This window comes from Shewanella gelidimarina (assembly GCF_023283945.1).
Taxonomy (GTDB): Bacteria; Pseudomonadota; Gammaproteobacteria; order Enterobacterales; family Shewanellaceae; genus Shewanella; species Shewanella gelidimarina.
The window spans coordinates 68,997-91,588 of sequence record NZ_JAKIKW010000010.1 but is presented as its reverse complement, the minus strand read 5'-3'; the positions used below and the strand labels follow the sequence as shown (position 1 = coordinate 91,588).

Annotated in this window: 18 protein-coding genes; 10 read left to right on the top strand and 8 right to left on the bottom strand. The window is 45.5% G+C overall.

Annotation, left to right across the window (positions count from 1 at the left end; all coding sequences use genetic code 11):
- Positions 1–54: 54 nt before the first annotated feature.
- Genes L2729_RS10640 through L2729_RS10625 form a run of 4 tightly spaced genes read right to left on the bottom strand, consistent with a single transcriptional unit; the run spans position 55 to position 4,392 of the window.
- Positions 55–1,284 carry a BamA/TamA family outer membrane protein gene (locus L2729_RS10640; RefSeq protein WP_248988253.1) on the bottom strand — a complete coding sequence of 410 codons (1,230 nt, stop codon included), beginning with the start codon at positions 1,282–1,284 and terminating at the stop codon, positions 55–57.
- Entirely contained in the window at positions 1,281–2,582 is a 1,302-nt protein-coding gene (locus L2729_RS10635; RefSeq protein ID WP_248988252.1) for a DUF4056 domain-containing protein, read from the bottom strand. The genes L2729_RS10640 and L2729_RS10635 overlap by 4 nt, the downstream gene beginning before the upstream one ends.
- Positions 2,579–3,487 (bottom strand): alpha/beta fold hydrolase, encoded by a 909-nt coding sequence (locus tag L2729_RS10630; protein ID WP_248988251.1) that lies wholly within the window; start codon positions 3,485–3,487, stop codon positions 2,579–2,581. Before L2729_RS10630 ends, L2729_RS10635 begins: the two co-directional genes overlap by 4 nt.
- Positions 3,488–3,504: 17 nt before the next feature.
- Positions 3,505–4,392, bottom strand: coding sequence for a virulence protein (locus tag L2729_RS10625; protein ID WP_248988250.1), 888 nt, complete (start codon positions 4,390–4,392; stop codon positions 3,505–3,507).
- Between the two features lie 622 nt (positions 4,393–5,014).
- Between L2729_RS10625 and L2729_RS10620 the strand changes: the two genes are divergently transcribed.
- Together L2729_RS10620 and L2729_RS10615 are read left to right on the top strand one after the other, a co-directional pair.
- A complete protein-coding gene (locus L2729_RS10620) occupies positions 5,015–5,647 on the top strand; it encodes an outer membrane beta-barrel protein (RefSeq protein WP_248988249.1) in 633 nt (210 codons plus the stop codon).
- A gap of 177 nt (positions 5,648–5,824) precedes the next feature.
- A complete protein-coding gene (locus tag L2729_RS10615; RefSeq protein WP_248988248.1) occupies positions 5,825–6,547 on the top strand; it encodes an SOS response-associated peptidase family protein in 723 nt (240 codons plus the stop codon).
- Between the two features lie 42 nt (positions 6,548–6,589).
- Here the strand turns inward: L2729_RS10615 and L2729_RS10610 are convergent, their stop codons facing one another.
- On the bottom strand, positions 6,590–7,876 hold the full coding sequence (locus L2729_RS10610; RefSeq protein ID WP_248988247.1) for an acetyl-CoA hydrolase/transferase family protein: 1,287 nt from the start codon (positions 7,874–7,876) through the stop codon (positions 6,590–6,592).
- Between the two features lie 756 nt (positions 7,877–8,632).
- On the opposite strand from L2729_RS10610, the gene L2729_RS10605 reads away from it, so the two are divergent.
- From L2729_RS10605 to L2729_RS10585, 5 genes are all read left to right on the top strand, one after another.
- Entirely contained in the window at positions 8,633–9,586 is a 954-nt protein-coding gene (locus tag L2729_RS10605; protein WP_248988246.1) for a DmsE family decaheme c-type cytochrome, read from the top strand.
- A 15-nt stretch (positions 9,587–9,601) separates the two neighbouring features.
- Positions 9,602–11,608, top strand: a complete 2,007-nt coding sequence (locus L2729_RS10600; protein ID WP_248988245.1) for an MtrB/PioB family decaheme-associated outer membrane protein — start codon at positions 9,602–9,604, stop codon at positions 11,606–11,608.
- Positions 11,609–11,648: 40 nt separating this feature from the next.
- Complete coding sequence (locus tag L2729_RS10595; protein WP_248988244.1) at positions 11,649–14,087, top strand: DMSO/selenate family reductase complex A subunit; 2,439 nt, start codon at positions 11,649–11,651, stop codon at positions 14,085–14,087.
- 12 nt (positions 14,088–14,099) lie between these two features.
- A complete protein-coding gene (locus L2729_RS10590) occupies positions 14,100–14,735 on the top strand; it encodes a DMSO/selenate family reductase complex B subunit (RefSeq protein ID WP_101089469.1) in 636 nt (211 codons plus the stop codon).
- Positions 14,736–14,828: 93 nt separating this feature from the next.
- Positions 14,829–15,488, top strand: a complete 660-nt coding sequence (locus tag L2729_RS10585) for a TorD/DmsD family molecular chaperone (protein ID WP_248988243.1) — start codon at positions 14,829–14,831, stop codon at positions 15,486–15,488.
- A gap of 397 nt (positions 15,489–15,885) precedes the next feature.
- Here L2729_RS10585 and L2729_RS10580 read toward each other — a convergent pair whose 3' ends face one another.
- The 3 genes from L2729_RS10580 to L2729_RS10570 all read right to left on the bottom strand — a co-directional run bounded on the left by L2729_RS10580 (position 15,886) and on the right by L2729_RS10570 (position 19,181).
- Positions 15,886–16,953: a phosphotransferase enzyme family protein gene (locus L2729_RS10580; RefSeq protein WP_248988242.1), complete on the bottom strand. Its 1,068-nt coding sequence runs from the start codon at positions 16,951–16,953 to the stop codon at positions 15,886–15,888.
- A 90-nt stretch (positions 16,954–17,043) separates the two neighbouring features.
- A complete protein-coding gene (locus L2729_RS10575; RefSeq protein ID WP_248988241.1) occupies positions 17,044–17,940 on the bottom strand; it encodes an NTP transferase domain-containing protein in 897 nt (298 codons plus the stop codon).
- A 125-nt stretch (positions 17,941–18,065) separates the two neighbouring features.
- On the bottom strand, positions 18,066–19,181 hold the full coding sequence (locus tag L2729_RS10570; RefSeq protein WP_248988240.1) for a DUF805 domain-containing protein: 1,116 nt from the start codon (positions 19,179–19,181) through the stop codon (positions 18,066–18,068).
- A gap of 296 nt (positions 19,182–19,477) precedes the next feature.
- On the opposite strand from L2729_RS10570, the gene gmk reads away from it, so the two are divergent.
- From gmk to spoT, 3 genes are all read left to right on the top strand, one after another.
- The gene (gmk, locus tag L2729_RS10565; protein WP_248988239.1) at positions 19,478–20,101 is read left to right on the top strand and encodes a guanylate kinase; all 624 of its coding nucleotides are present in this window, start codon (positions 19,478–19,480) and stop codon (positions 20,099–20,101) included.
- A gap of 61 nt (positions 20,102–20,162) precedes the next feature.
- Complete coding sequence (gene rpoZ, locus L2729_RS10560; protein ID WP_101089475.1) at positions 20,163–20,444, top strand: DNA-directed RNA polymerase subunit omega; 282 nt, start codon at positions 20,163–20,165, stop codon at positions 20,442–20,444.
- A gap of 13 nt (positions 20,445–20,457) precedes the next feature.
- Complete coding sequence (gene spoT / locus L2729_RS10555) at positions 20,458–22,563, top strand: bifunctional GTP diphosphokinase/guanosine-3',5'-bis pyrophosphate 3'-pyrophosphohydrolase (protein WP_248988238.1); 2,106 nt, start codon at positions 20,458–20,460, stop codon at positions 22,561–22,563.
- Positions 22,564–22,592: the final 29 nt, after the last annotated feature.

The following is a 22,592-nucleotide window of genomic DNA, read 5'->3' as shown; positions in this document are numbered from 1 at the left end:
GTTAATCTTATTTGGGGCTCAATTGAGCCCCAAATTAACGCCATCAATAATCCGCTAAAAAGCCTCGTTGACGTTAAAATAAAAGCCACTATCACCATCACCCCATGCCATATCTAAGCGTAAGTTCACTCTCGGTTTAACTTCAAAACGGTAGCCAACACCGCCGTTAGGTAGAATTTTTTCGCGGTTAAACTCACTGACATCATCTGCTATCACGCCAGCCCCTCCCCAAAAGACCATCCCATGTCGACCTGGAAGGTTAAGCCGATACTCCACTTGCGTCAGCATCATTTGCTTGTCACGGTAGCGACCAGAGGTATAACCCCGTAATAAGCTACCGCCGCCAGCCTTAGATAACTGATCCCAAGGCACATCACCGGATGTGAATCTACCTCGCACCTGCCAAGCCAGAATATCTTCACCACGACCGGTTTTCATATATTCACTGTATAAGGCGTTATACACCTCAAAATCGGTTTTGCTGCCCAAGCTTTGGCGATAAAATGCTGCATCAATTTCTACAATCCGACCTGATTGTGGATTAAGTACGTTGTCGCGACTGTCATGATTAAGCAACACATTAACCCCGACACTGCGTGAGCTTTCCTCTAGCGCTTCGGTAGCCACACTTGAGTCTAACGGATTGATTTTTTCGGCGCTGGCATAACTAAAATCAAAGCCGATACCCACAAAACTAGTCGGACTCATTCGCTGTAATAACATAGGATTGACCGACACGATGCGTTGGTTAAACTCGACACGATTACCATCATTGTGATTAGCATCGTAACCCACACCATAAAATACATCTGGCGCATCAAACACTTCAGCGTTGAGATAAAAGCGTTGATTGTCTTGATTGATAAAGGTCTTATTGGCGATTGTCATCCCGAGTGCGCCATTAGTTGAGGCCAAACCGTTAATCACCAGTGACGATAACTGACTGACCTCATCATTCGGATCATATTGGTACAAACCCACCGCAGAGATCCCAACGCCTAAATCCATCTCTGGGTTATAAAATGGCCCGGGTAGATAACTAAAGTCTATCAACTTTTCGGCATCGAACTCACCATCGGCGCCTAAGGCTTGTAAGAAATTCTCCAGCCAACCCTCTGATTCGGTGTCGCTCAGCTCTGTATTCTTATCCGTATTGACATCTGTATGCTGCTTGGCAGGGAGTGGTTTGCCAGCAGCCGCATCAGTGGTGCCGACGTTCTCTGTCGCGAGTACAGATGCAGACACCGACAAACCCAAGCAAACCATTAAAGCGGTCTGTTTCATGGCTGAACCTCAGTTAGTGAGTGTGCATCACTTTGTTGGTGTTCACGCAGCTCTATAATATCTTGCTGCTGGTTATACTCGCTGATCTGATAGAACTGTGCTTGGCTAAAACCCTGTTGCCAAAGTGCCGCTGGAATATGCTTAAAGCTGTGCTTGAACTTGTCGGCCACAATGAGTTTTTGCTGCGCAACGGCATCAATATCAATACCATGAATAAGATTACTTAAAGACAGATGGTGTGCTTTAGCTGTAACGTCAGTCTCATACAAGGGGGCAATATCATCCCATTTGGGGTGCGCTTGCGCTAAGGCTTTAGGCACTAAGTAAGGAGACTGCTGGTCGCCAAGTTCATAATGACGCTTAAGCAGCATAAACTTGCTTGGTAAGGCTTGATTCGAATCCCACCAATGACCATCAATCACATCAAAAAGGGCGTTAGTTTGCGCCATTGAAACCGGTTCTAACCAGTCTAATGTGGCCGATAACCACTGGGTCATATGCTGGTTATACAAGGTTTTGTTCATCGCCAAATTGTTATTGATTAATGCCAGTGCGATCTTGGCTCCCAGCATGTTGGAATAAAGATCTTCAGGCGAATAAGCAGATACCGCTTCAGACCAAGGTGCCCAGCTTCGATAGCCATGCCACTGAGCAACCTCATGTGCTTCAGCCATAAAGTATGCCAATCTAACTGATATGGTTGCGGCGACTTCCCAGCGCTGCTTTGCAGTTAAGTGTGAGGTATCAAACTCATCAATCTCAATTGAACGAGGACCAATCTCTTCAGGTAATTGAATGACCTGTGCTTGCCCGAGCTTTGGATAAATTCGATAAAACAAGGCGATGGCATTGTCGGCGGTATCGCGCACATGGGCTAAATCAATAAAGCCGCCTTGTAGAGTGTAAATCTGACCGTTATTCTCAGTGCCACGGCTGCCGTTGGGCGCATCTTTTTGGAAACTAAAGCTGCCAGCTTCGTAAGCATGTGGGCCGACATTATCGACCGCTAACGTGTTAGCGTAACGGAAAAAAGGCACAGACATTGAACCTACTTTTACCTTTTGCGCATTACCAAAGGCGCAGCAAGGACGCACATCGACTGGCATGCGTACTAAAGGTAAGTCTTGTAACTCAATCGCACTTAATAGCGCGGGATCGGGCTGATGATCTAAAGCCGCGGCAACCGCCGCATCGCTGGGCAATGCGCGCACTTGCCAGTCCTGACTGCTGCAGGCCGTAAGCAGTAATATGCTTAGTACAATCAACGTGGTTTTTATTTGCATTAATCTTGATCTCATTGCACAAATGCCCTAATAGCTTGACTCACAACGGTTGGATGCTCGTTACTTATTCCGTGCGCACCGCCGGGGATCACCACAATGGGAGCACTGAGGTAATCTGCTAGTTTTATACCTGAAGCCAACGGAAAGACTTGATCTTGCTCGCCCCAAATAAGCAGGCTAGGCGGTAGGAATTCAACTGATACCGATGCGGCGATGCGGTCTCGGTCGGCAGATAATCCGGCAATCAACTGACTTTTCTCATCTAGGTAACCAGCAAAATATTTTTCAAAAATGGCGCGGTCAATAAAGCCCGGATACCATGGAAAATCAGCAAACGTTCCTTGAAGTAATCGACGCATCTCGGCCGCGGTTTGCGGTACGAAGATATCGCTTGGGTCTTCGACATTGAAGCGTTGATTCATTAGCGCTAAGTCCGCATCAGAGAACAACATGCCGGGACTGGCGAGCAATATGGCTTTGTCGACTTTAGGCTCATTGATCATCAAATCAAAAGTGACAAAGCCGCCATAAGAGATCCCAACCACATTGACCTTATCTAACTCAAGCGCGGCAATTAACTGCATTATCGCTTCAGATTGAGTAGCTAAACTGGGCGCACTTTCACTCACGGAATCACCAAACCAAGCTAAATCGGCGGCGATCACATGGTAATCTTGGCTCAGTTCAAGCATCACATGCTGCCAACTGGTCACGGCGGTGCCGCCAAAACCATGGATCAATAGCACTGTTTTACCTTGACCACCCTGCCAATAATTAATTGAACCGCCCTCTTGTAAAGGGAGTTGATGTTGCTCAAAACCCACCGCTTGCAACTCGGATTTATCCCGAGAATCAACGAGATCTACAGCGCAGCAGCCACTGATAAACAGAGCCAACAATAATAAAGTGTAATGTCGCATAATCATCCCTAAACCGGCTAGAAGCGGTAGCCAAGACCCATCATAAAGCTGGTACGAGTGCCAATGCCAAACTCCAGCAATAGGTCTATATTTTTAGTCAAACCAATCTGACTACCGACAAGACCATTCCACTTATCTTCTAAGTGTTGGTTGACCTCAAATTTGGCACCATTAATTGGAATACCGATATCTTTCAGATTGCCACTAAACGTTTGTTCGACATTTTGGTACATGGCACCCACCCAGACTTGGATATCGTGCTGGTTATAACTCGTGCGGTAGCCAGCGCGCGGTGAAATAACGATGCTGCTGATCTCGCCATCAAGAATGTCTAAATTGGTGTTGGTATAGTTGACATCGAGCAAGGCAAACCAGTTACCAATACCGCCAACAAGCGTGCCGCCGACGCCGTAAGTGGTGCCGTTAAAATCCAGAGCAAAATCGAATGGCTGGCTACTGACCTTGCAGGGGTTATTGGCACACATTCGAGGCGGCAATACCGATGACAAATCTCCCTCTAGCTGCACATTTGCGACACTGCTGCCTTTAGTGTGGCCAATGATCCCGTATAGATTGAGAAAAGGCAGCACCCAAGCGTCAGCTCTAAAAGTGATCGTTTCAGAATCTTGCTGTGCTTCACTACCTTTAATACTCAAGATGTCATCCAAGCCACCTAAGCCAGAGAAAGCCACAGAATCGACAACTAAGGGCTGCTCCATCGACATATAGTTGAAAGTGAAACCGTAAGGTTTTGGCAATTCGTGGCCGAGATCAATAGCCTCTTGAGCCCAAATAGGAAATGTACGGTCATAGCGCACTTGATGCGGTTCTCGCTCGATGGCATTCACTGAAGAAACAAAAGACAGCACGGCAAATGCCGCCAAAAAAATAGCAGTTCTAAGCATATATAGGTTGAGCCTTAACTTAATTTGGGTAACGTTAGTCGCTGTATACTTTGAGGTCGCACATAAATGAACGAAGACAGGACTGAGTGAAGGGCAATTATTGCGCACCAATCTGAAGTCAATATGAACTGAAGCTTGGAACGACAATAAATAGAGTAAAAAGTCTAATTGAATCTAATTTAGCCAAACCGAATTTAGTGTAGCTGAATTAAACTTAGCCGAATGTAGTACTAAAACGCCCTAGTCGGCAGGACTCATTAATCCATTGCAAGATGAAAAAACATCGCTAATATTGATCAATAACCTTGCTGAATATTGCTTGCTGTGTTTACCGCTAAAACTCCTCTCGGCTCCATTTTAACCGGGTTCACACCTCGACAAACTTGCCATTAAGCGACAGTAAAGGCAGTTTGAAAATAATACTCCAATAAATTAACCCAATATATATCAGCAGATTAACCGTACTGCATTCCGTTACATATAGCCAAAATAGAAAGTTCAGTAATCGTTAATACCATTCAGTTATTATTCAGCTAGCTTCCCCTACTATAGCTCCAACGAAACGAAACAGCCCGATTGGCAATTAACACAAACAAAGAATTTTTAGTGTGGGAGCACAAACATGAAAACTAAATCACTTATCTTAGCATCAGTAATCGCAACCGTAATTTCAGCACCAACAATGGCAGCAGATTGGTTTATCGGTGGCGGTGTTGGCGCACAGCAGAACTCATATAAAGGTTCAACAACCACTGAAGCAACGGTTGACCCAGGGTTTAATAGCCAAACTGAAAGCTGGTCAACATCTGAAGATAATGCAGTTTACGAGCTCAGAGCTGGTGTTTTTCTAAATGATAATAACCGTGTTTACGGTACATATTCTTACAACACCGATGATTTTGCTGAGCAGCAAAGTTTATTAGTCTCTTATGACTACCTTGTAGGCCTAGGTGATAGCAACAAGCTAAACTGGTTTATAGGTGCAACCGCGGGTGTTAACCACGTCAGTCCTGATACGGAACTTGTCAGCTCAAGCAACAATTTTGTTTGGGGTGGACAAACAGGTATTATGTACAAGATCAATGACAACCTAAGCACTGAAATTGGTTACCGTTACCTTAAGCAAGATTACGATGCATCAACATCTATGACAGTACAGCCTCCAATGGAAGGCTCTATTGGCACCACAACGACGGAAACAGCATCACTAAATGATAGCCAGCAGTTATACCTATCTGTTGACTACCGCTTCTAATAAGCACTTCTAAGTTATATATTAGAGTGACTTAGGCTGTAGCCAAGTTAGAATAACCTTAAAAATCCAGTGATTATTGTCACTGGATTTTTTGTGTCTACTCTCGCGATAAACTGCTTTATCATGGCCTTTCTGCTATTTATAGTGATCAATATGCAATAAAAAGGAGTGAAGCTGATGTGCGGTCGACTGAATGTTATCGATGATATGTTTGTACAAGCATTGCTGGAAGATCTTCGCGTCAATAATAGCAACGAGATGCTATATTCTCGCTTTAAAATGCCGACCAATGACATCAGTATTGTGCGTGAAACCGAAGACGGCGAACGACAATTACAGACGGCAACTTGGTGGCTACTACAACAAACAACCTATGACGGCTTTAAACCCAGCCACTTCACCTCTTTTAATACCCGCTCCGATAAACTCAACCACCCCAATAGTGCTGGCTTTACGCCATTTAGAGAGAGTCGCTGTATTGTGATTGCCAAAGGTTTTGGCGAAACAGAGAAAAAGGGCAGTAGCAGCGTTTATCATGATTTTGTCGCTGAAAATGCAGCCGTTGCTTTTGGTGGTTTATATCGGGAATGGCAACATCCCAAAACAGGCGAAAGTCGAGTTTCCTGCTCGATTATTACCAATCCACCGCACCTTGATTTACTGCCTTATCACAGCAAAGCAAGCCCGATGATTTTACCTGAAGATAGCTCAATAATGGATGCTTGGTTAAGCCCAGAGAATCAGCAAGTGGACATGTTTTCAGCGTTGTTAAAGCCGGCACTTAGGCATGACTTTATTGTGGAGCAGATAGATAAACCGAGTCAATATAAGCCGATAGGTAAGCCATCGAGGTTAACCCCCAATGACTTTTTAGCTGCTCAATCGGGCATCAAAGTATAAGTGCTCTCGCAATTCAAAGCGCTAACTTGCACCTCAATATAACTACACCGTCAATCGCCACATGTCGAAAGCCTCTCGACAAAGTTGCTCTCTAAAATCCGGATGAGCGATGTCTATCAAGTCTCTTGCCCGTTCGCGTAACGATCTCCCCCGTAAATTAGCGATGCCATATTCAGTCACAATATAGTGCACATGGGCGCGAGTGGTGACCACACCAGCGCCGGGAGATAATACTGTGCTGATCCGTGAGACAGAACCTCGGGCTGCAGTGCTTGGTAGCGCAATCACGGAACGTCCGCCTTCAGAGAGACCTGCACCACGGATAAAATCCATCTGTCCACCGACGCCTGAGTAGATCTTGGTACCCAAGGAATCAGCACAAATTTGACCAGATATATCCACCTGCAGCGCGGAGTTAATCGCCATGACATTGGGGTTTTTACGGATGATGGACGTATCGTTGACCTGCTCGATATCCATAAAGATCACCGACGGATTATCATCAACATAATCATAAAGTCGCTGACTACCGAGTGCAAAGCCAGTGACCAGCTTACCTGGATGCACCTTCTTACGGCTATTATTGATCACCCCCAACTCGACTAAATTAAGCACCCCATCGGAGAACAACTCGGTATGCACTCCAAGATCTTTATGCTTGGTTAAACAAGAGAGAACCGCATCAGGAATTGCGCCAATCCCCATCTGTAGACAATCTCCATCACGTACCAGTTGCGACACATTTTGGCCTATCGCAAGACTGACTTCATCACTTGCCGCTAATGGATGTTGCGGCAATGTCTTACTTTGCTCGTACACGGCGGCGAACTTATTATAATGAATAAAACCATCACCATGAGTTCGCGGCATGAGTGGATTGATATGAGCAATAATCTTGCCTGCTACCTGACAAGCCGCCAGTGTGGCTTCGACTGAGATCCCTAAGGAGCAGATACCATGTTTATCAGGAGGGGAAACTTGAATGATGGCGGTATCGATGGGCTGTTCACCCGAACGAAATAGCTTAGGCACTTCAGAGAGAAAAATCGGTACATAATCCGCATCTCCCTGTTGCAGTAGCGAACGAGTTGGTAAGCCACCAAAAAAACAACGATGCCGCAGATGCCCCTTGAGCTTCTCGTCACTGAGTGACTCAGCACCTTCAGTGTGCAACTGCAATAAGGTCAAGTCTTGCTTGGTTAATGCATGCTCAGCGAGAGCATCGAGTAGCAGGGTCGGAGTCGCCCCCATTGAATGCGTCCATAGCGTCTCACCACTTTGAATTAAAGACACAGCCTCTAAAGCACTACTGCAGATAATGGGTGCCATCAATGATCCCTAATATAATGATTATGCCCCCAGTGTATGAGGTTCAGCCGTCCATTAACAGCGGTTAAACATGCCAGTTAACGATGATGTGATCTTAAACAACTCAGCCAATATTAGTGTTACTTTGACCGTTCTGAACGCCTTCGTTTAGCGCAGCTAATCTACTCTCTAAGATACAAGACTAATACTGATTAATAGCTGTTGCCGTAAACATAATCTCGTCATTATTTAGAGATGTTAAATCACCTAACATTGGTGAGTACCGATAATAAAAATTATAAAAAATGGCTTAAAAAAAATAAAGAATAATGATTATCAATTGAACTATTGAAAAAATATGAATTTTTATGAAGAATTATTAACAGAGTTATTAAAACTTATTAATGAATCAGACTTTATAAAAAGAAATATGAACAGTCATTATATTCATTCACATTAATACTTATTTTTAATATATATAAAATCAAAGTGCATAGTATTAAAAGACAAATAAAATACACATCAAAGACAGAGCCATAAAAATATTAAAAACAACAACTTAACCACAAAGACCAAGAAGTTAAAATATAATAATCACGACATTAAAAAGCAACTGCTAAATAAAGATCTCGATCACGTATAAATTATTTTTAAATTAAAAATCACAATTTCAACCATACCTATTTAGTAATACACATACATTCAAACTACAATTCACCTGCAAAATAATTAACATAAAAAATACTAAACATTAAAATAATTAACCGTAAGGCCAAGATGATGAACAAATCTATTATCACTAAGTTACTTTTTGGGGTATTCGCTTTCGCGTATTTATCTCTCTCAGTTCAGGCGGCCCCCTGGAACCAACTCACTGGTGAACAACTTGAACAGCAACTAACGGAGAAGTTTGCTCAGGGTAAATATTCCAAGAAAGGTGCTGACTCTTGCCTGATGTGTCATAAAAAAAATGACAAGGTCATGGCGATATTCGACGGAGTGCACGGTAACTCGGGCCAAGCGGATTCGCCTATGGCGGGGCTGCAGTGCGAAGCCTGTCATGGGCCGTTAGGCAAACATAATAAGGGCGGCAAGGAGCCGATGATCGCCTTTGGTAAAGAGAGCAAGTTGTCAGCCCAGAGTCAGAACAGTGTTTGTCTGGGTTGCCATAACGATCCTCAGCAAATGGCATGGCACAGCAGTAGCCACAATTTAGACGAGGTGGCCTGTAGCGATTGTCATATTATCCACACCGACAAAGACCCAGTAATGAGCCAACTCACGGTCAATGACACCTGTACCTCGTGCCACACTCAGCAAAAATCTGACATGAATAAGCGTTCATCCCACCCGATGAAATGGGATCAAATGACCTGTATTGATTGCCATAATCCGCATGGTTCTATGAGTGAAAGTGCACTGAACCACGCCACCGTTAATGACACCTGCTATAGCTGCCACAGCGAAAAACGTGGCCCGGTGTTATGGGAGCATGCGCCAGTCACAGAAAATTGTGCCAACTGCCATAACCCCCATGGCAGCGTGAATGAAGCCATGCTCACTCAAAGAGCACCGCAACTGTGTCAGCAATGCCACATGGACGATGGCCATGCAAGCCGTGTTGTACAGCAAGGTGGAAGTGACGCTTTTGGTGGCGGTAAAAGCTGTCTCAACTGCCATAGCCAGATCCATGGCTCCAATCACCCAGCTGGCAGCAAGTTGCAGCGCTAATCAGGAGTAATTCTAATGAGATTCAAATTTAACCTCATCACGTTATCACTTCTCGCCATATCGGGTGCGATAACGGGCTCAGTAATGGCGGCGGACTTTGGCGTGAACAAGGCCAATACCAGTACCGTTAAACAAGAGATATTTCAATGTAAGCGCTGCCCTCAAATCGATGGCTATAGCGGCACAATAGGCTTCAATACTGCCTATATTGAAAGCGATGATATTCACTCTGGTAATGCGTTCGGTACCGACAAAGACGGCGCTAATGCCAGTGTGGATGCCGACCTCAATTATCGAAATAGTACAGGCTATACCGCCAAGTTTCAGGCACACCAGTTAGGTCTGGATAACGGTTTCGCGCATCTTAAAGCGGGAAAGTCAGGTCACTATGAACTGGTTGCAGATTATCAACAACTGACGAGTTATCAGTCAGGCAATGCGCGCAGCCAGTTATGGTACAAAGATGGCGTGCTGACACCGAGTGAACATACTCAGATCCAGGAGCTCTCCCTGCAGAGAAATAAAGCTGGCCTGGGTCTGAGTTATGGCCGCGATTTCTATCAGGCTTATGTGCGCTATGACCACGAGCAAAAAACGGGTTACCAGAGCAGTAGCATTGTCACTCCGCGTCCGGTTAATTTCGGTCTGCCTATCGATGCTAGCACTGATAACCTCACCGCAGGCCTGTCACTCTCCGGCGATAGTTGGACTACAGATCTGAATTACTTCGTCAGTCAGTATAACAACGATATTGGCGCCTTAAGTCTCCCCTATCTGTATGACGTTTTTGCGCCAGCTCCTGACAATCAGGCTCATCAAATTAGCCTGTCGGGGCAATACCAATTAAGCCGCACCGTCATGAGTGGTCGCCTGGCATCGGGCAAGATGATCCAAGACGATAATTTGATTCAGATGTCGGGGAACCCACTGCAAAACTGGGACGGAGAAGTGGATACCTTAGACGGCAAGCTGTCAGTCACTTCGCTGCTGAGCAGCAAACTCAGACTCGGCGGCAGTGTCGATTACAGTAAGCGTGACAACAAGGGCTCGGTATGGGAGTTCGCTCAATATGAAGTGAACGGCATCACGGGCGCATTTAAACAGAATGTACCTTTAGACACCGAACGCCGTGGCCTCAAGCTTAATGCCAGTTATCGCCTAAGCAGTGACTATCGCTTGCAAGCTGGTTATGACCGCAAAGAGATGGAGCGCAGCCATGGCGACCGTGAACAGACCAATGATGACGTGCTATGGGCCAAGCTCAATGTCCGCGCATTGGATGATATCAAGCTTAAGTTCAAGGCCAGTTTGAATAATCGTGGTGGCAGTGAATATCAAACCAGCGAACTGACCTCATCTGAACAGAATCCTTTGCTACGGAAATACTACCTCGCAGATAGAAAGCGCACCGCCTTCGAAGCCAAGTTTAATCACACCCCCACTTCGTGGCTCAGTCTGGATGTGACTGCCCGCTACGCCAAAGATGATTATGACGAGACGCAACTGGGTCTGACCGAATCTGAAGATTACGGCTATGACATCAACCTAGGGCTGCAGCTTGATGCGCATCTGTCAGGTTATGCCTTTGCCGGCCAGCAGTGGATCGACGCCGCACAAGCTGGCAGTCAGAGTTTCTCAACAGCTGATTGGTTCGCCGATATCGAAGATGAGTTTATCAATCTAGGGGCAGGTTTCACCTACACCGGATTACTGGAAGATAAGCTCAACCTAGGCGGTGACTACCTATTCGCAAACTCCACCAGCAACACGCTGGTTACCTATGACGTCAGCACGCCACTGGGGGATTACTTCTCTTTCAACCACAGTCTCAAGCTACATGCGAACTACGCATTGAGCGAAGAGATGGCGTTAAAACTGGCTTACCAGTATGAGCGCTATTACGACACCGATTACGCGCAAATTGATGTCAATACAGTTCCAGGACTGACCACCTTAGGTGACCTGAACCATAACTATAACGCGCACCAAGTGATGTTGTCGTTTAGCTACCAGCTGCGCTAATGCAAACAGTGCTAATCATAACTGCAATGAGGAAAAGATAATGGAACGCAGAAGTTTCTTAAAAATGAGTGCCGCAATGGGCTGTGCAGCGACAGTTACAGGTTGTAACTCTAGCTCAAGTGATGCTGAAGTCGTCGCACCAACTACACCGACAACGGCTGTTGAGAAGATGAACTGGTCGGCTTGTTTGGTTAACTGTGGCTCTAACTGTCCAGTTCGCGTGTACTCTAAAGAGGGTGTCATTACCCGAGTGGAGTCAAACTTTACGGTTAGTGATAAGTATGGCGATCATGATGTACGTGCATGCCCTCGTGGCCGCTCACTGCGTAAGCGTGTTTATGCTCCCGACAGATTAAAGTACCCAATGAAGCGTGTAGGCCCTCGTGGTGCAGGACAGTTTGAGCGTATCACTTGGGATGAGGCTTTAGATATTGTTGCTGAAAAGCTGCAAGATACTATCGATCAGTATGGCAACGAGTCAGTACACTTTACCTATGATTCAGGTGCACGTTATCACTTTTCAGGTACCGGCTGTCTTAAGCGTTTAATGAACCTTAAAGGCGGTTTCCTGAACTCTAATGGCGATTATAGCTGGTCGCAAATCTATGAAGCAGCAGGAAAAACATACGGTTCTGCTGGTCCAGGTTGGCAAGGCAGCTCTGTTTCTGAAATGAAGAACTCAGATCTTGTGCTAATGGTTGGTTATAACCCATCTGAGATCCGCATGAGTGGTTCAGGTGAGGCTTACGACTTTTTATCACTGAAGCAAAGCAAGAAATTTAAGACTATCATCATCGATCCACGTTATACCGACTCAGCTGTTGGTAAAGAAGATCAATGGCTAGCGATTCGTCCAGGTACAGATGCGGCATTATTTGAAGCCTTAGCTTACGAGTGGATAACCACTAATACCGTGAATCAAGCTTTCCTTGATAAATACTGTGTTGGCTATGATGAAAAGACTATGCCAGCTGGCGTAGGATATGAAGAAAGCTACAAATCTTATATTTTAGATAACAAAACGGCTAGTGACTCAACTCCGGGCGTGAATGCTAAAACCCCTGCTTGGGCTGCCAAGATCACTGGTATTGCCGAAGATGTCATCATTGAGTTAGCAAGAGAATTGGCGGCGGCTAAAGCGCCATTTATCCAAATTGCAGCCTCACTTAACCGTCAAGCTGCAGGTGAAAATAACACTCGCGCTGGCTACATGCTGCCGATTCTTTTAGGTCAGCTTGGTCTGCCGGGCACTAACTGTGGTGGTTTATGTAAAGGGTCTTCAATGACTGCCCCTTCTATGCCAGCTGGAAGCAACCCTGTAACGAAAGGTATTTCTTTCTTTACATGGACCCAAGCCGTTGAAGACGGCAAGAATATGACCGTTTTGAGCGATGGTGTCGCACTACCTAAAGAGCTGCTTGATGCAAACGGCGATGGTAAGCTAGGTCATGACATTAAAGCCATTATCAACTATGGCGGTAATGCATTAATCAACCAACACTCTGATGTCAATAAAACAGCTAAAATTGTTGGCGATGAATCTAAGTGTGAATTCATTCTAGTCGTTGATAACTGGATGACACCAAGTGCTAAGTACGCAGATATCTTGCTACCTGACGTATCTTGGTTAGAGTCAGAAGATTTAGTCAACCAAAGTTATGCCGCTGGTGATACCGCTACACTTATCCAGATGAGCACGAGCGTTGACCCTATGTTCGAATCTCGTCCTATCTATGAAATCTGTGTCGACCTTGCTAAGCGTATGGGTGTCGAAGCTGAATTCACCGAAGGTAAAACTCGTAAAGATTGGTTAGATGGCTTCTATGCTACAGCCAAAGCTGCTACGCCAGATCTGCCTGTAAAAGAGGTGATGCTCAAGCAAGGTATCCATCGTAAATATCTGCCAGACGGTAGCTATATTGTCCTGGAAGATTTCCGTAAAGATCCGGTAAATAATAAGCTTGGCACACCATCGGGTAAGATTGAGATCTACTCTTCTCAGTTAGCTGAAAAAGCCAAAACTTGGAAACTTAAGCCAGGCGATGTGATTTCAGCATTACCTAAGTATGTACCGACTTGGGAAGGCTTCGAAGATACCGCCATGAAGGAAAAATACCCGCTACAGCTAACGGGCTATCACACCAAAGGCCGTGCTCACTCCAGTTTCCACAACGTGCCTTGGCTGCGTGAAGCAGTACAAGATGCAGTTTGGATGAACCCGATTGATGCTCAATCTCGCGGGCTAGCAACCGGAGATAAAGTCCACATATTTAATGACCGTGGCACCATTGAAGTTGAAGTTAAAGTCACTCCAAGAATCATGATCGGCGTAACAGCTTTAGGTCAAGGCGCGTGGTTCCAACCAGGTGGCAGCGTTGATAAAGGTGGTTGTTTAAATGTGTTAACCACGCATAGAACGACCCCTATCACCAAGGGTAACCCACAGCACACTAACCTAGTTGAAATCCGTAAAGCCTAATAGGAGCTTACAATGAGTAATAATGTTCAATACGGCTTTTATGTCGATGCAAGTAAATGTACTGGTTGTAAAACCTGCCAAATCGCCTGTAAAGATCGCAAAGATCTTCCTGTAGGTATCAACTGGCGCCGTGTGTATGAATATGGCGGTGGTACTTGGACAGAGAATGCTGACGGTAGTATCAACCAAGATGTTTTCGCTTATTACACCTCTTTAGGTTGTAACCACTGCTCTGAGCCTGTGTGTGTTAAGGCTTGTCCGACTGGCGCGATGCACAAGCGCCGCGAAGATGGTTTAGTTCATGTGGCTGCGGATCTGTGTATCGGTTGTGAAAGCTGCGCAAGAGCCTGTCCATACGATGCACCACAAATAGACAAAGATCGTAAGGTAATGACCAAATGTGATGGTTGTTTTGAGCGTCTGGCCGAGGGTAAACAACCTTCATGTGTCGAGTCTTGCCCAATGCGTGCTATTGATTTTGGTACCATGGATGAACTTAAGGCTAAATACCCAGGTGCAGTTCAACCTAACTTTGCGCCTATGCCAAATAGCAGCGTAACCTCACCAAACTTGTTGATGAAACCTAACCGTCACGCTCGCCCTAGTAGCAGCACCGATGGCAAAGTGTTAAACAACTCAGAAGTTTAACCCCCGCTTGATGCCATTCATTTTGAATGGCATCTTTTTTGCTGGTTCTTGCGATTAGTCCCGACAAATTTTAGTGCAACAAATGAGGTTAGTATGTCATCCCTTACTGAAAATGAGATCTTAGAATATCAAGGCATTGCGCGCATTCTTCACAATGTATTATTTAACGATCCGACACCTGAATTGATCCAGGGTTTTATTGGGCATGGTGTGGCCCAAAGCTGGCCTGAGTTTACGTCATCTGCCGAAGAAAAGAGTGGTCGAGAGTTACTATCCAACTATCTAGGTCAATGGACTGTAGATAAACAACAAACCTTAAAATTGGATTATGCACAACTCTTCTATGGTCCGGGTGAACCCAATGCCGTACCTTGGGGATCGGTCTACTTAAGCGAAAGACAACTCCTCAATGACAAGTCGACTATGGCACTGATGGCTTTTTATCAAGAGCAAGGGATCAGCTTCGAGCTCGATAGCAATCAACCGGTGGATCATATCGGCCTGTTTTTCGCCGTCTTGGATCAAATGTTTACCCAATGGGCGCAAACAGAAGATAGCGAATCACTGGAGCGCAGCTGCATGATCCTGCTTCAGCAACACCTACTCCCCTGGTCGGGTCGTTGCCTGGAACTTATGACTGAACATGCCACAACCGACTTCTATCGCGGCATAGCATTGCTGACTCAAGCCTATTTAGAGGGACTGATCCAGAGATTAAATCTGGTTCCTATGACCGCCCGTTTATATCGTTAGCCGCTAATATTCACATCAACGAAGAGTGTATATCGCCTCAGTTTTATGGGGCTCTCTTATTCGCGGTAGATCATCATTGGCTCGCACCAATCACAATATGTTAGCACCCTAGATAATGTATTTAATTGTGCATCAGACTTTATTGAAGACCGTAGGCTTTCTAGCGGAAGAGGAAACGATGAGAGATGCTTTGTTACCACCAAAAAATTAGCAAGTGGGTATGTTTGAAAATTGATTAAAGCCACCCCTTAGGCATGACTTTATTATGGAGTGGATAGGTAAACTGAATCAGTATAAGTCGTTAAGTAAGCCACCGAGGCTAACTCTCAATGACTTTATCGCTGGCCAAATAGATCGATTCTAATCCCAATGATTCAGTGAGTTAGAAATTAATCACTTATTTCAAATAAGCGCTAAGAGTATCTTGTTGGCTCAATAAACTTAGATACAAGGTAAATTGATTAGCGGCGCGCTCAAGGTTGTGACCCTCATGATGAATATGAAAATACACGTCCCCATTGAGGTGGTCGGTTAAAAACCTAACCCCGATCATTAAACAAATGACCCTAGCGCCTAGCCACAAACTTTGTCGCTCAACATCTGACAATATCGGCGCAAGCTCGCCCAAATAACCTTTACAGATGGCAGCAAAAATTGACTCGCGCACCCGCACATTATCAAGCGTGGTTGAATCTTCCTCTTCAGGACTGCAAAAAGTCCGCACCATATCGCCAAAGTCATACATCAAATAACCTTTCATACAGGTATCAAGGTCAATAATGGCCAAACTGCTCATGTCGCGCTTATCAAACAACATGTTATTAATTTTGGTGTCGTTATGGCAAATACGCCGCGGCAACGTTGCTTCCACTTCTGCGAGTTCCTGCAGTAACTCTGTTTGCGCCATAACGAAATCAACCCATTGCTGACACTCACTTAGGCGTGCCTTAGAGTCTTGTGCGACAGCTTTCGACAACAGCTCGATGCGTCCTGGTAGATGGTGAAAATTGGGAATAACATCTTCAAGCAACTCGGCATCGAGATCGCTTAAAGCACCAGAGAAGTGACCAAAGGCTTGAGCGGCTATTTCAGCATGAGATTCTGTACTAACAACATCGACACTAACGCTATGAGGTAAGTAATTAAGCGCGCGCCAAAAACCGCCTTCACCGAGATCAATCGACAAGGCACCATCTTGGGTTAATTCAGGGGAGACAACTTGTAGCTGATATTGCTTATTCTGACTTTTACCCGCTAAATGGCGGCTAATCTTGTCTGAGTTATTAACTAAGGCTTCAGGCGTTGTAAAAACTTGAGTATTGATTTTTTGCAGCACCAGCTCACCTGCTGGCCAGCGTACTAAAAAAGTATGATTTATATGGCCATTCCCCAATGGGGACACCTTGGCATTGTCCATCTTTTCGCCAAAATGCGACAAAACGTTTTGTCTTATAAAATCAATCACCCAACTCTCCAGTTCTCTGTCAAAATCGTTGCTTCTACCTGTGTATAGTCCAGGTTTCCGTGCAAACTCATTATGTAATAGCTGCGCTAATTACGATGCCGCTAATTTTTCTAATAATTTCTGTTTAACCCACTTGGCATCTTCAGGGTAAGTAACCCCATACCAAGATTCCTGCGCCACACTGACATAAACACTTCGAGTGTCTGTGTGACTATTAGCACTTTCTTGCAATCTCGCTTGCACTACACTCGGCAAGTAGCACTCACTTTTAGCGAGCCTGCCATGTTCAATGAGAAAGCGGCTTAACTGCGTTTCGAGAACATCAAAAATATCGGCTTTAAAGCCCCAACATGTCATCGATACCAACGCATTGTCTGCAATGTTTGCCCGCTTACCGGCAAGAGTGCCGACCAATCCATTTGAATGCGATTGAATGCCTAGCCATTCTGCAACATCGACTAACTTGCCATTGTCCACGGCACATAAACCACGATTAACACCGCCATTATCTGACAAGGTTAAGTTAATCGGATAGGCAACCATCATCCAATCGTCAGTGCTTTTGAGTAACCCTTGAGCCAACAATACAAATGCACTGTCGCCATAAAAGTCATCAGCATTAATAACCGCCATGGGACCCAATACCTGTTTTCTTGCACTCCAGAGGGCATGTGCTGTGCCCCAGGGTTTTTTACGCGATGCTACATCGGCATATTGCACCGCGGATACAGGGAGGTCATCGAGTGACTGTATGCAGTAGTCGCAAACAAAATCACTGGGTAACTTATTCGCTAATAGCGTATCTAAAGTGTCGGCCAGTTCAGGCCGAATCACTAACACTGCTTTTGTAAAGCCAGCTCGATGCGCGCTTTGCAGTGATAACTCCAGCATGGTCTCGCCATTGGGACCGAGTGCCGCAAGCTGTTTATCACCACCAAAACGGGTGCCTAAACCAGCGGCAAGAATAACCAAGGTTAAATCTGGCATTGTGTTACCTATCAAGCGTTCTAATCATCGCTAGAATCACACGACGTAGCATATAAAGTTAAGGCGAAGCAGTTTAATGACTCTACCCACCAATTTCCACTATTACATCATACTGATACAGCAGTTTATAAATAGGTTGAGAATGCGGCCACTTTTCCAATGGCTGCTTGGCTGCCTTTCAAACTAAAGTTATAGCCACATAAACTCACATTTCCTCGGCGTGCCATATCCACAATAATCGCTTTAGTGTCGAGGGGTGAAAAGCGAGCTTCTGTACCGGTATCAGCCAATAAATCGACCGCAACGGTGCGATATTCAGTGCCATTATTAAACGTCAGCGCTGAACACGCTCTATCGCCTTTGGCAGTGGCAAGCGACCATAATTTTGTCGGCGAGCCTGTTTCACCAAGCCATCTTACGATTAACACGTCATCTTCAAGCACCAAGCTAAACCCATCTGGTAGCGTGGTAATTTCACGCGCGATGATAGGTTTATTAGGGATGCTTCTCACCTCAGCAATATCCTGCTCTGCGGCGCTCACATCGTCATTTGGGATAACTGACCAAACACTAAGTAGTAGCATCACCAGCATTAATGAAGCGGCAGCAGAAAACGCGACCTTTTTATGCTCTAGTAACCAATGCTGTAGCGATATTAAACCCGCACTGCTCTTATTAGATCTGTGCGATGTTAGTGTATCCCGTTCATTTTCATTAGAAGATGCAGTACTGCTCTCTTTAATACCAGCGGTTCGGTCAACAAAAGCCGCTGAGTGCCCGTCAACGTCAGACTTAGCGTCGCTTAATGTAGGTTCGACTCGTACTCGAGCATTATTGACCGTTACATTGGCGTTCATGTCTATCGGTCCCGAATAGCCCTGCTTGTAATGACTGACTGAGATGGCGGGCAAAATAGCCACATAACCCACCGCCAATCCAGCAAAAAGCATAAGAGTGATCAGCAACATCACGCTGTCGATATGCGCTAACGTCAGCATAATCAACCCCCATGGTGCCAGCGTCAGTGCCGCCAGCTTTGATGATTTACCACTATCACGCAATCGCCTAAGGCTGGTTAATGCCAATATTGGCGCCAGTAGCAGGCCGACGAGATACAGGACCGATGCAGAGTCTGACACCACTGCTGCCAGCAACAAAACAAAGAAAACCAAGCCACTGATGCTGGCGAACCGCTGGCCGTTGTCGCGACCGACTAAACAAAAAAGTGCCGTAAACTGCATACCTTGATATACCTACCTTCTCAATGGAATCTGACTAATAAACGGATCGCTATCCGCTTAACTACAAATCAAGCTGGTTCTTATGTTCAAACCTAAAGAAATAGCCTACCCAATTTGCCTGAAGATGTCAGTGTTTTAGGCGGATACAGCAAAATTAGTCTGAAAAGTGCCGCTAGAATAAAATATTATCAGGCCAAACTGTCATGACTAGCGCAAATATCGCCCTAGACTGTATAATGTCGCGCTAAATCTTTTCACTTGCCCTCAAATGGGCTAAAGCACCGGATACGCAAATCATGACTGCACGCGGAAACCTATTTATCGTCTCAGCGCCAAGTGGCGCAGGTAAATCATCACTCATATCAGCTCTGTTAAAAGATCAGCCCGCAGATATGCAAGTGTCGGTATCACATACCACGCGTCAACCTCGTCCAGGTGAAGAACATGGCCAGCATTATCACTTTGTAAATCAAGATGAGTTTAAAGGGTTAATCGAAGGCAATGCTTTTTTTGAATGGGCCGAAGTCTTCGGTAACTACTATGGCACTTCACGTGTGACCATTGAGCAAACACTGGCTAAAGGTATCGACGTTTTCCTCGATATTGACTGGCAAGGTGCCGAGCAAGTTAAAAAACTGATGCCCACATCGATTGGAATATTTATTCTTCCACCCTCAAGAATCGAGCTAGAACGTCGCCTTACAGGCCGCGGACAAGATAGCCAAGAGGTCATTGATGGCCGCATGGCACAGGCTGTTTCAGAGATGTCACACTACAATGCATTTGACTTTATTTTAGTGAACGATGATTTCGACAAGGCGCAGGCCGATCTTTTAGCGATCATTCGCAGCCAAAGACTAACCTGTGCTAGCCAAATTCATACCCAAAATGATATGATTAAAGATCTGTTGGCAGGCTAACTGTCTTCATGTACAATTTTGCGTCATTTTTCCAATCAATAAACCACTGGAGTTTCCCCACATGGCTCGCGTAACTGTAGAAGATGCCGTAAATAAAATCGGCAACCGTTTTGACATGATTCTGATTGCTGCGCGTCGTGCTCGCCAAATCGCCGTACAGGGTAAAGATCCTATGGTTGACGAAGAGAACGACAAGCCAACGGTTATCGCCTTGCGCGAAATCGAGCTAGGTTTAGTCACCGCTGCGACTTTGGATGCTGATGAGCGCCAAACAGTTCGTGAACGTGAAGCAGCTGAAATTGCTGCTGTTGCTGCCATCGCTGAAGGCCGTAACGCTATATAAGGAGTAGAGCCACTTGTATCTGTTTGAAGGTCTCAAAGAGTCAGCTTCAGGTTATTTAGAACCTGAGCAGGTAGCATTACTCAAGCAGGCCTATCAGGTGGCGCGCGATGCCCATGAAGGTCAAATGCGCACGAGTGGCGAACCTTATATTACCCATCCGGTTGCGGTTGCCCGCATCCTGGCCGATATGCGTCTCGATCATGAGACGCTTATGGCCGCACTTCTGCACGACACTATCGAAGACACCCCTGTTACCAAAGAGGAACTGGCTGAAAAATTCAGTGAGTCTATTGCCGAATTGGTTGAAGGTGTATCTAAGCTCGATAAGCTAAAATTTCGCGACAAGAAAGAAGCTCAAGCTGAAAACTTCCGGAAAATGATGATGGCTATGACTCAAGATATACGAGTCATCTTAATCAAGCTTGCCGATAGAACACACAACATGCGCACCTTAGGTGCACTGCGGCCCGATAAGCGCCGTCGTATCGCCCGTGAAACTCTCGAAATTTACGCTCCTATTGCCAACCGTCTTGGTATTCATAATATTAAGTGCGAGTTAGAGGAATTAGGTTTTCAAGCCTATTATCCGATGCGTTATCGTGTATTGAGAGAAGTGGTGAAAGCCGCACGAGGCAATCGTAAAGAGCTTATTCAAAGTATCGAAGCTGCCGTTGCGACACGATTAGATGACACAGGCCTTGAAGGCACTGTTAAAGGTCGTGAGAAGAACCTCTATTCCATCTATAACAAGATGCGCAATAAAGAACTGCAGTTCCAAGAAGTCATGGATATCTATGCCTTCAGAGTCATCGTTGACTCTATCGACACCTGCTACCGCGTAATGGGCGCCATGCATGGCCTTTATAAGCCGCGTCCAGGTCGATTCAAAGATTATATCGCTATCCCTAAAGCCAACGGCTATCAATCATTACACACTTCACTCTTTGGTCCTCACGGCGTACCCGTTGAGATCCAAATTAGGACTGAAGATATGGACCAAATGGCTGATAAAGGGGTTGCGGCACATTGGTTATACAAGAAAGGCAGCTCAGCAGAGCAAGGTACGACGACACAAGTGCGTGCCCGCAAATGGATGCAGAGCCTACTTGAATTGCAACAAAGCGCCAGCACCTCTTTTGAGTTTGTGGAGAACTTTAAAACCGAGTTATTCCCAGAAGAGATCTACGTTTTCACCCCTGAAGGTCGTATTTTAGAGCTACCAGATGGTGCTACGGCGGTCGATTTTGCTTATGAAGTGCATACCGATGTGGGTAACACCTGTGTCGGCGCTCGAGTTAATCGTCAAGCGTATCCATTAAGCCAAGCACTTATTTCAGGTCAAACCGTTGAGATCATTACCGCTAAGGGCGCACGTCCCAATGCTGCTTGGCTCAACTTTGTGGTGACCGGTAAAGCGCGTTCTAAGATCCGTCAGTTGCTTAGGAGTCTCAAAGGAGAAGATGCTATCTTGCTCGGCAAGCGCTTATTAAACCATGCGTTAGGCGAAACCAAGCTAGATGACTTGTCTAAAGAGCACATCGATAAAGTCGTTAATGATACCAAGCACGATACACTTGACGAATTACTCGCTGATATCGGCCTTGGTAATGCGATGAGTATTGTTATTGCCCAACGTTTACGTGGCGATCAAGTCGATACGCAGGAGCACAGAGAATCCTACACCATGCCTATTCGCGGCGCTGATGGTATGTTGGTCACCTTTGCTAACTGCTGTCGCCCGATCCCAGGCGATGCGGTTATCGCCCACGTCAGTCCAGGTAAGGGCTTAGTGGTGCATATGGAAAGCTGCGCTAATATTCGTGGCTACCAAGGCGAACCCGATAAGTATATTCCTGTGCAGTGGGATAGTGCTGAGGGCGTTGAGTATCAAGCAAACTTACGCGTCGAGATAGTTAACCACCAAGGTGCACTCGCCAAAATTACTTCTATTGTGGCAGCTGAAGGCTCCAATATTCATAATTTAACCACAGAAGAACGAGATGGGCGTGTATTCCTCATCAACCTGCGCATTTCTGTGAGAGATCGTATTCATTTAGCCAACGTGATGCGCCGTATTAGGGTTCTCCCTGAAGTGCTACGAACGTCGCGTAACCGCTAGCTCATTTAACCTAAACATTAGTTTACTTA

Excerpts from the sequence above, each read along its gene's own strand:
- L2729_RS10640 (WP_248988253.1), bottom strand. The coding sequence starts at position 1,284 with ATGAAACAGACCGCTTTAATGGTTTGCTTGGGTTTGTCGGTGTCTGCA.
- L2729_RS10635 (WP_248988252.1), bottom strand. The coding sequence starts at position 2,582 with ATGAGATCAAGATTAATGCAAATAAAAACCACGTTGATTGTACTAAGC.
- L2729_RS10630 (WP_248988251.1), bottom strand. The coding sequence starts at position 3,487 with ATGCGACATTACACTTTATTATTGTTGGCTCTGTTTATCAGTGGCTGC.
- L2729_RS10625 (WP_248988250.1), bottom strand. The coding sequence starts at position 4,392 with ATGCTTAGAACTGCTATTTTTTTGGCGGCATTTGCCGTGCTGTCTTTT.
- L2729_RS10620 (WP_248988249.1), top strand. The coding sequence starts at position 5,015 with ATGAAAACTAAATCACTTATCTTAGCATCAGTAATCGCAACCGTAATT.
- L2729_RS10615 (WP_248988248.1), top strand. The coding sequence starts at position 5,825 with ATGTGCGGTCGACTGAATGTTATCGATGATATGTTTGTACAAGCATTG.
- L2729_RS10610 (WP_248988247.1), bottom strand. The coding sequence starts at position 7,876 with ATGGCACCCATTATCTGCAGTAGTGCTTTAGAGGCTGTGTCTTTAATT.
- L2729_RS10605 (WP_248988246.1), top strand. The coding sequence starts at position 8,633 with ATGATGAACAAATCTATTATCACTAAGTTACTTTTTGGGGTATTCGCT.
- L2729_RS10600 (WP_248988245.1), top strand. The coding sequence starts at position 9,602 with ATGAGATTCAAATTTAACCTCATCACGTTATCACTTCTCGCCATATCG.
- L2729_RS10595 (WP_248988244.1), top strand. The coding sequence starts at position 11,649 with ATGGAACGCAGAAGTTTCTTAAAAATGAGTGCCGCAATGGGCTGTGCA.
- L2729_RS10590 (WP_101089469.1), top strand. The coding sequence starts at position 14,100 with ATGAGTAATAATGTTCAATACGGCTTTTATGTCGATGCAAGTAAATGT.
- L2729_RS10585 (WP_248988243.1), top strand. The coding sequence starts at position 14,829 with ATGTCATCCCTTACTGAAAATGAGATCTTAGAATATCAAGGCATTGCG.
- L2729_RS10575 (WP_248988241.1), bottom strand. The coding sequence starts at position 17,940 with ATGCCAGATTTAACCTTGGTTATTCTTGCCGCTGGTTTAGGCACCCGT.
- L2729_RS10570 (WP_248988240.1), bottom strand. The coding sequence starts at position 19,181 with ATGCAGTTTACGGCACTTTTTTGTTTAGTCGGTCGCGACAACGGCCAG.
- gmk (WP_248988239.1), top strand. The coding sequence starts at position 19,478 with ATGACTGCACGCGGAAACCTATTTATCGTCTCAGCGCCAAGTGGCGCA.
- rpoZ (WP_101089475.1), top strand. The coding sequence starts at position 20,163 with ATGGCTCGCGTAACTGTAGAAGATGCCGTAAATAAAATCGGCAACCGT.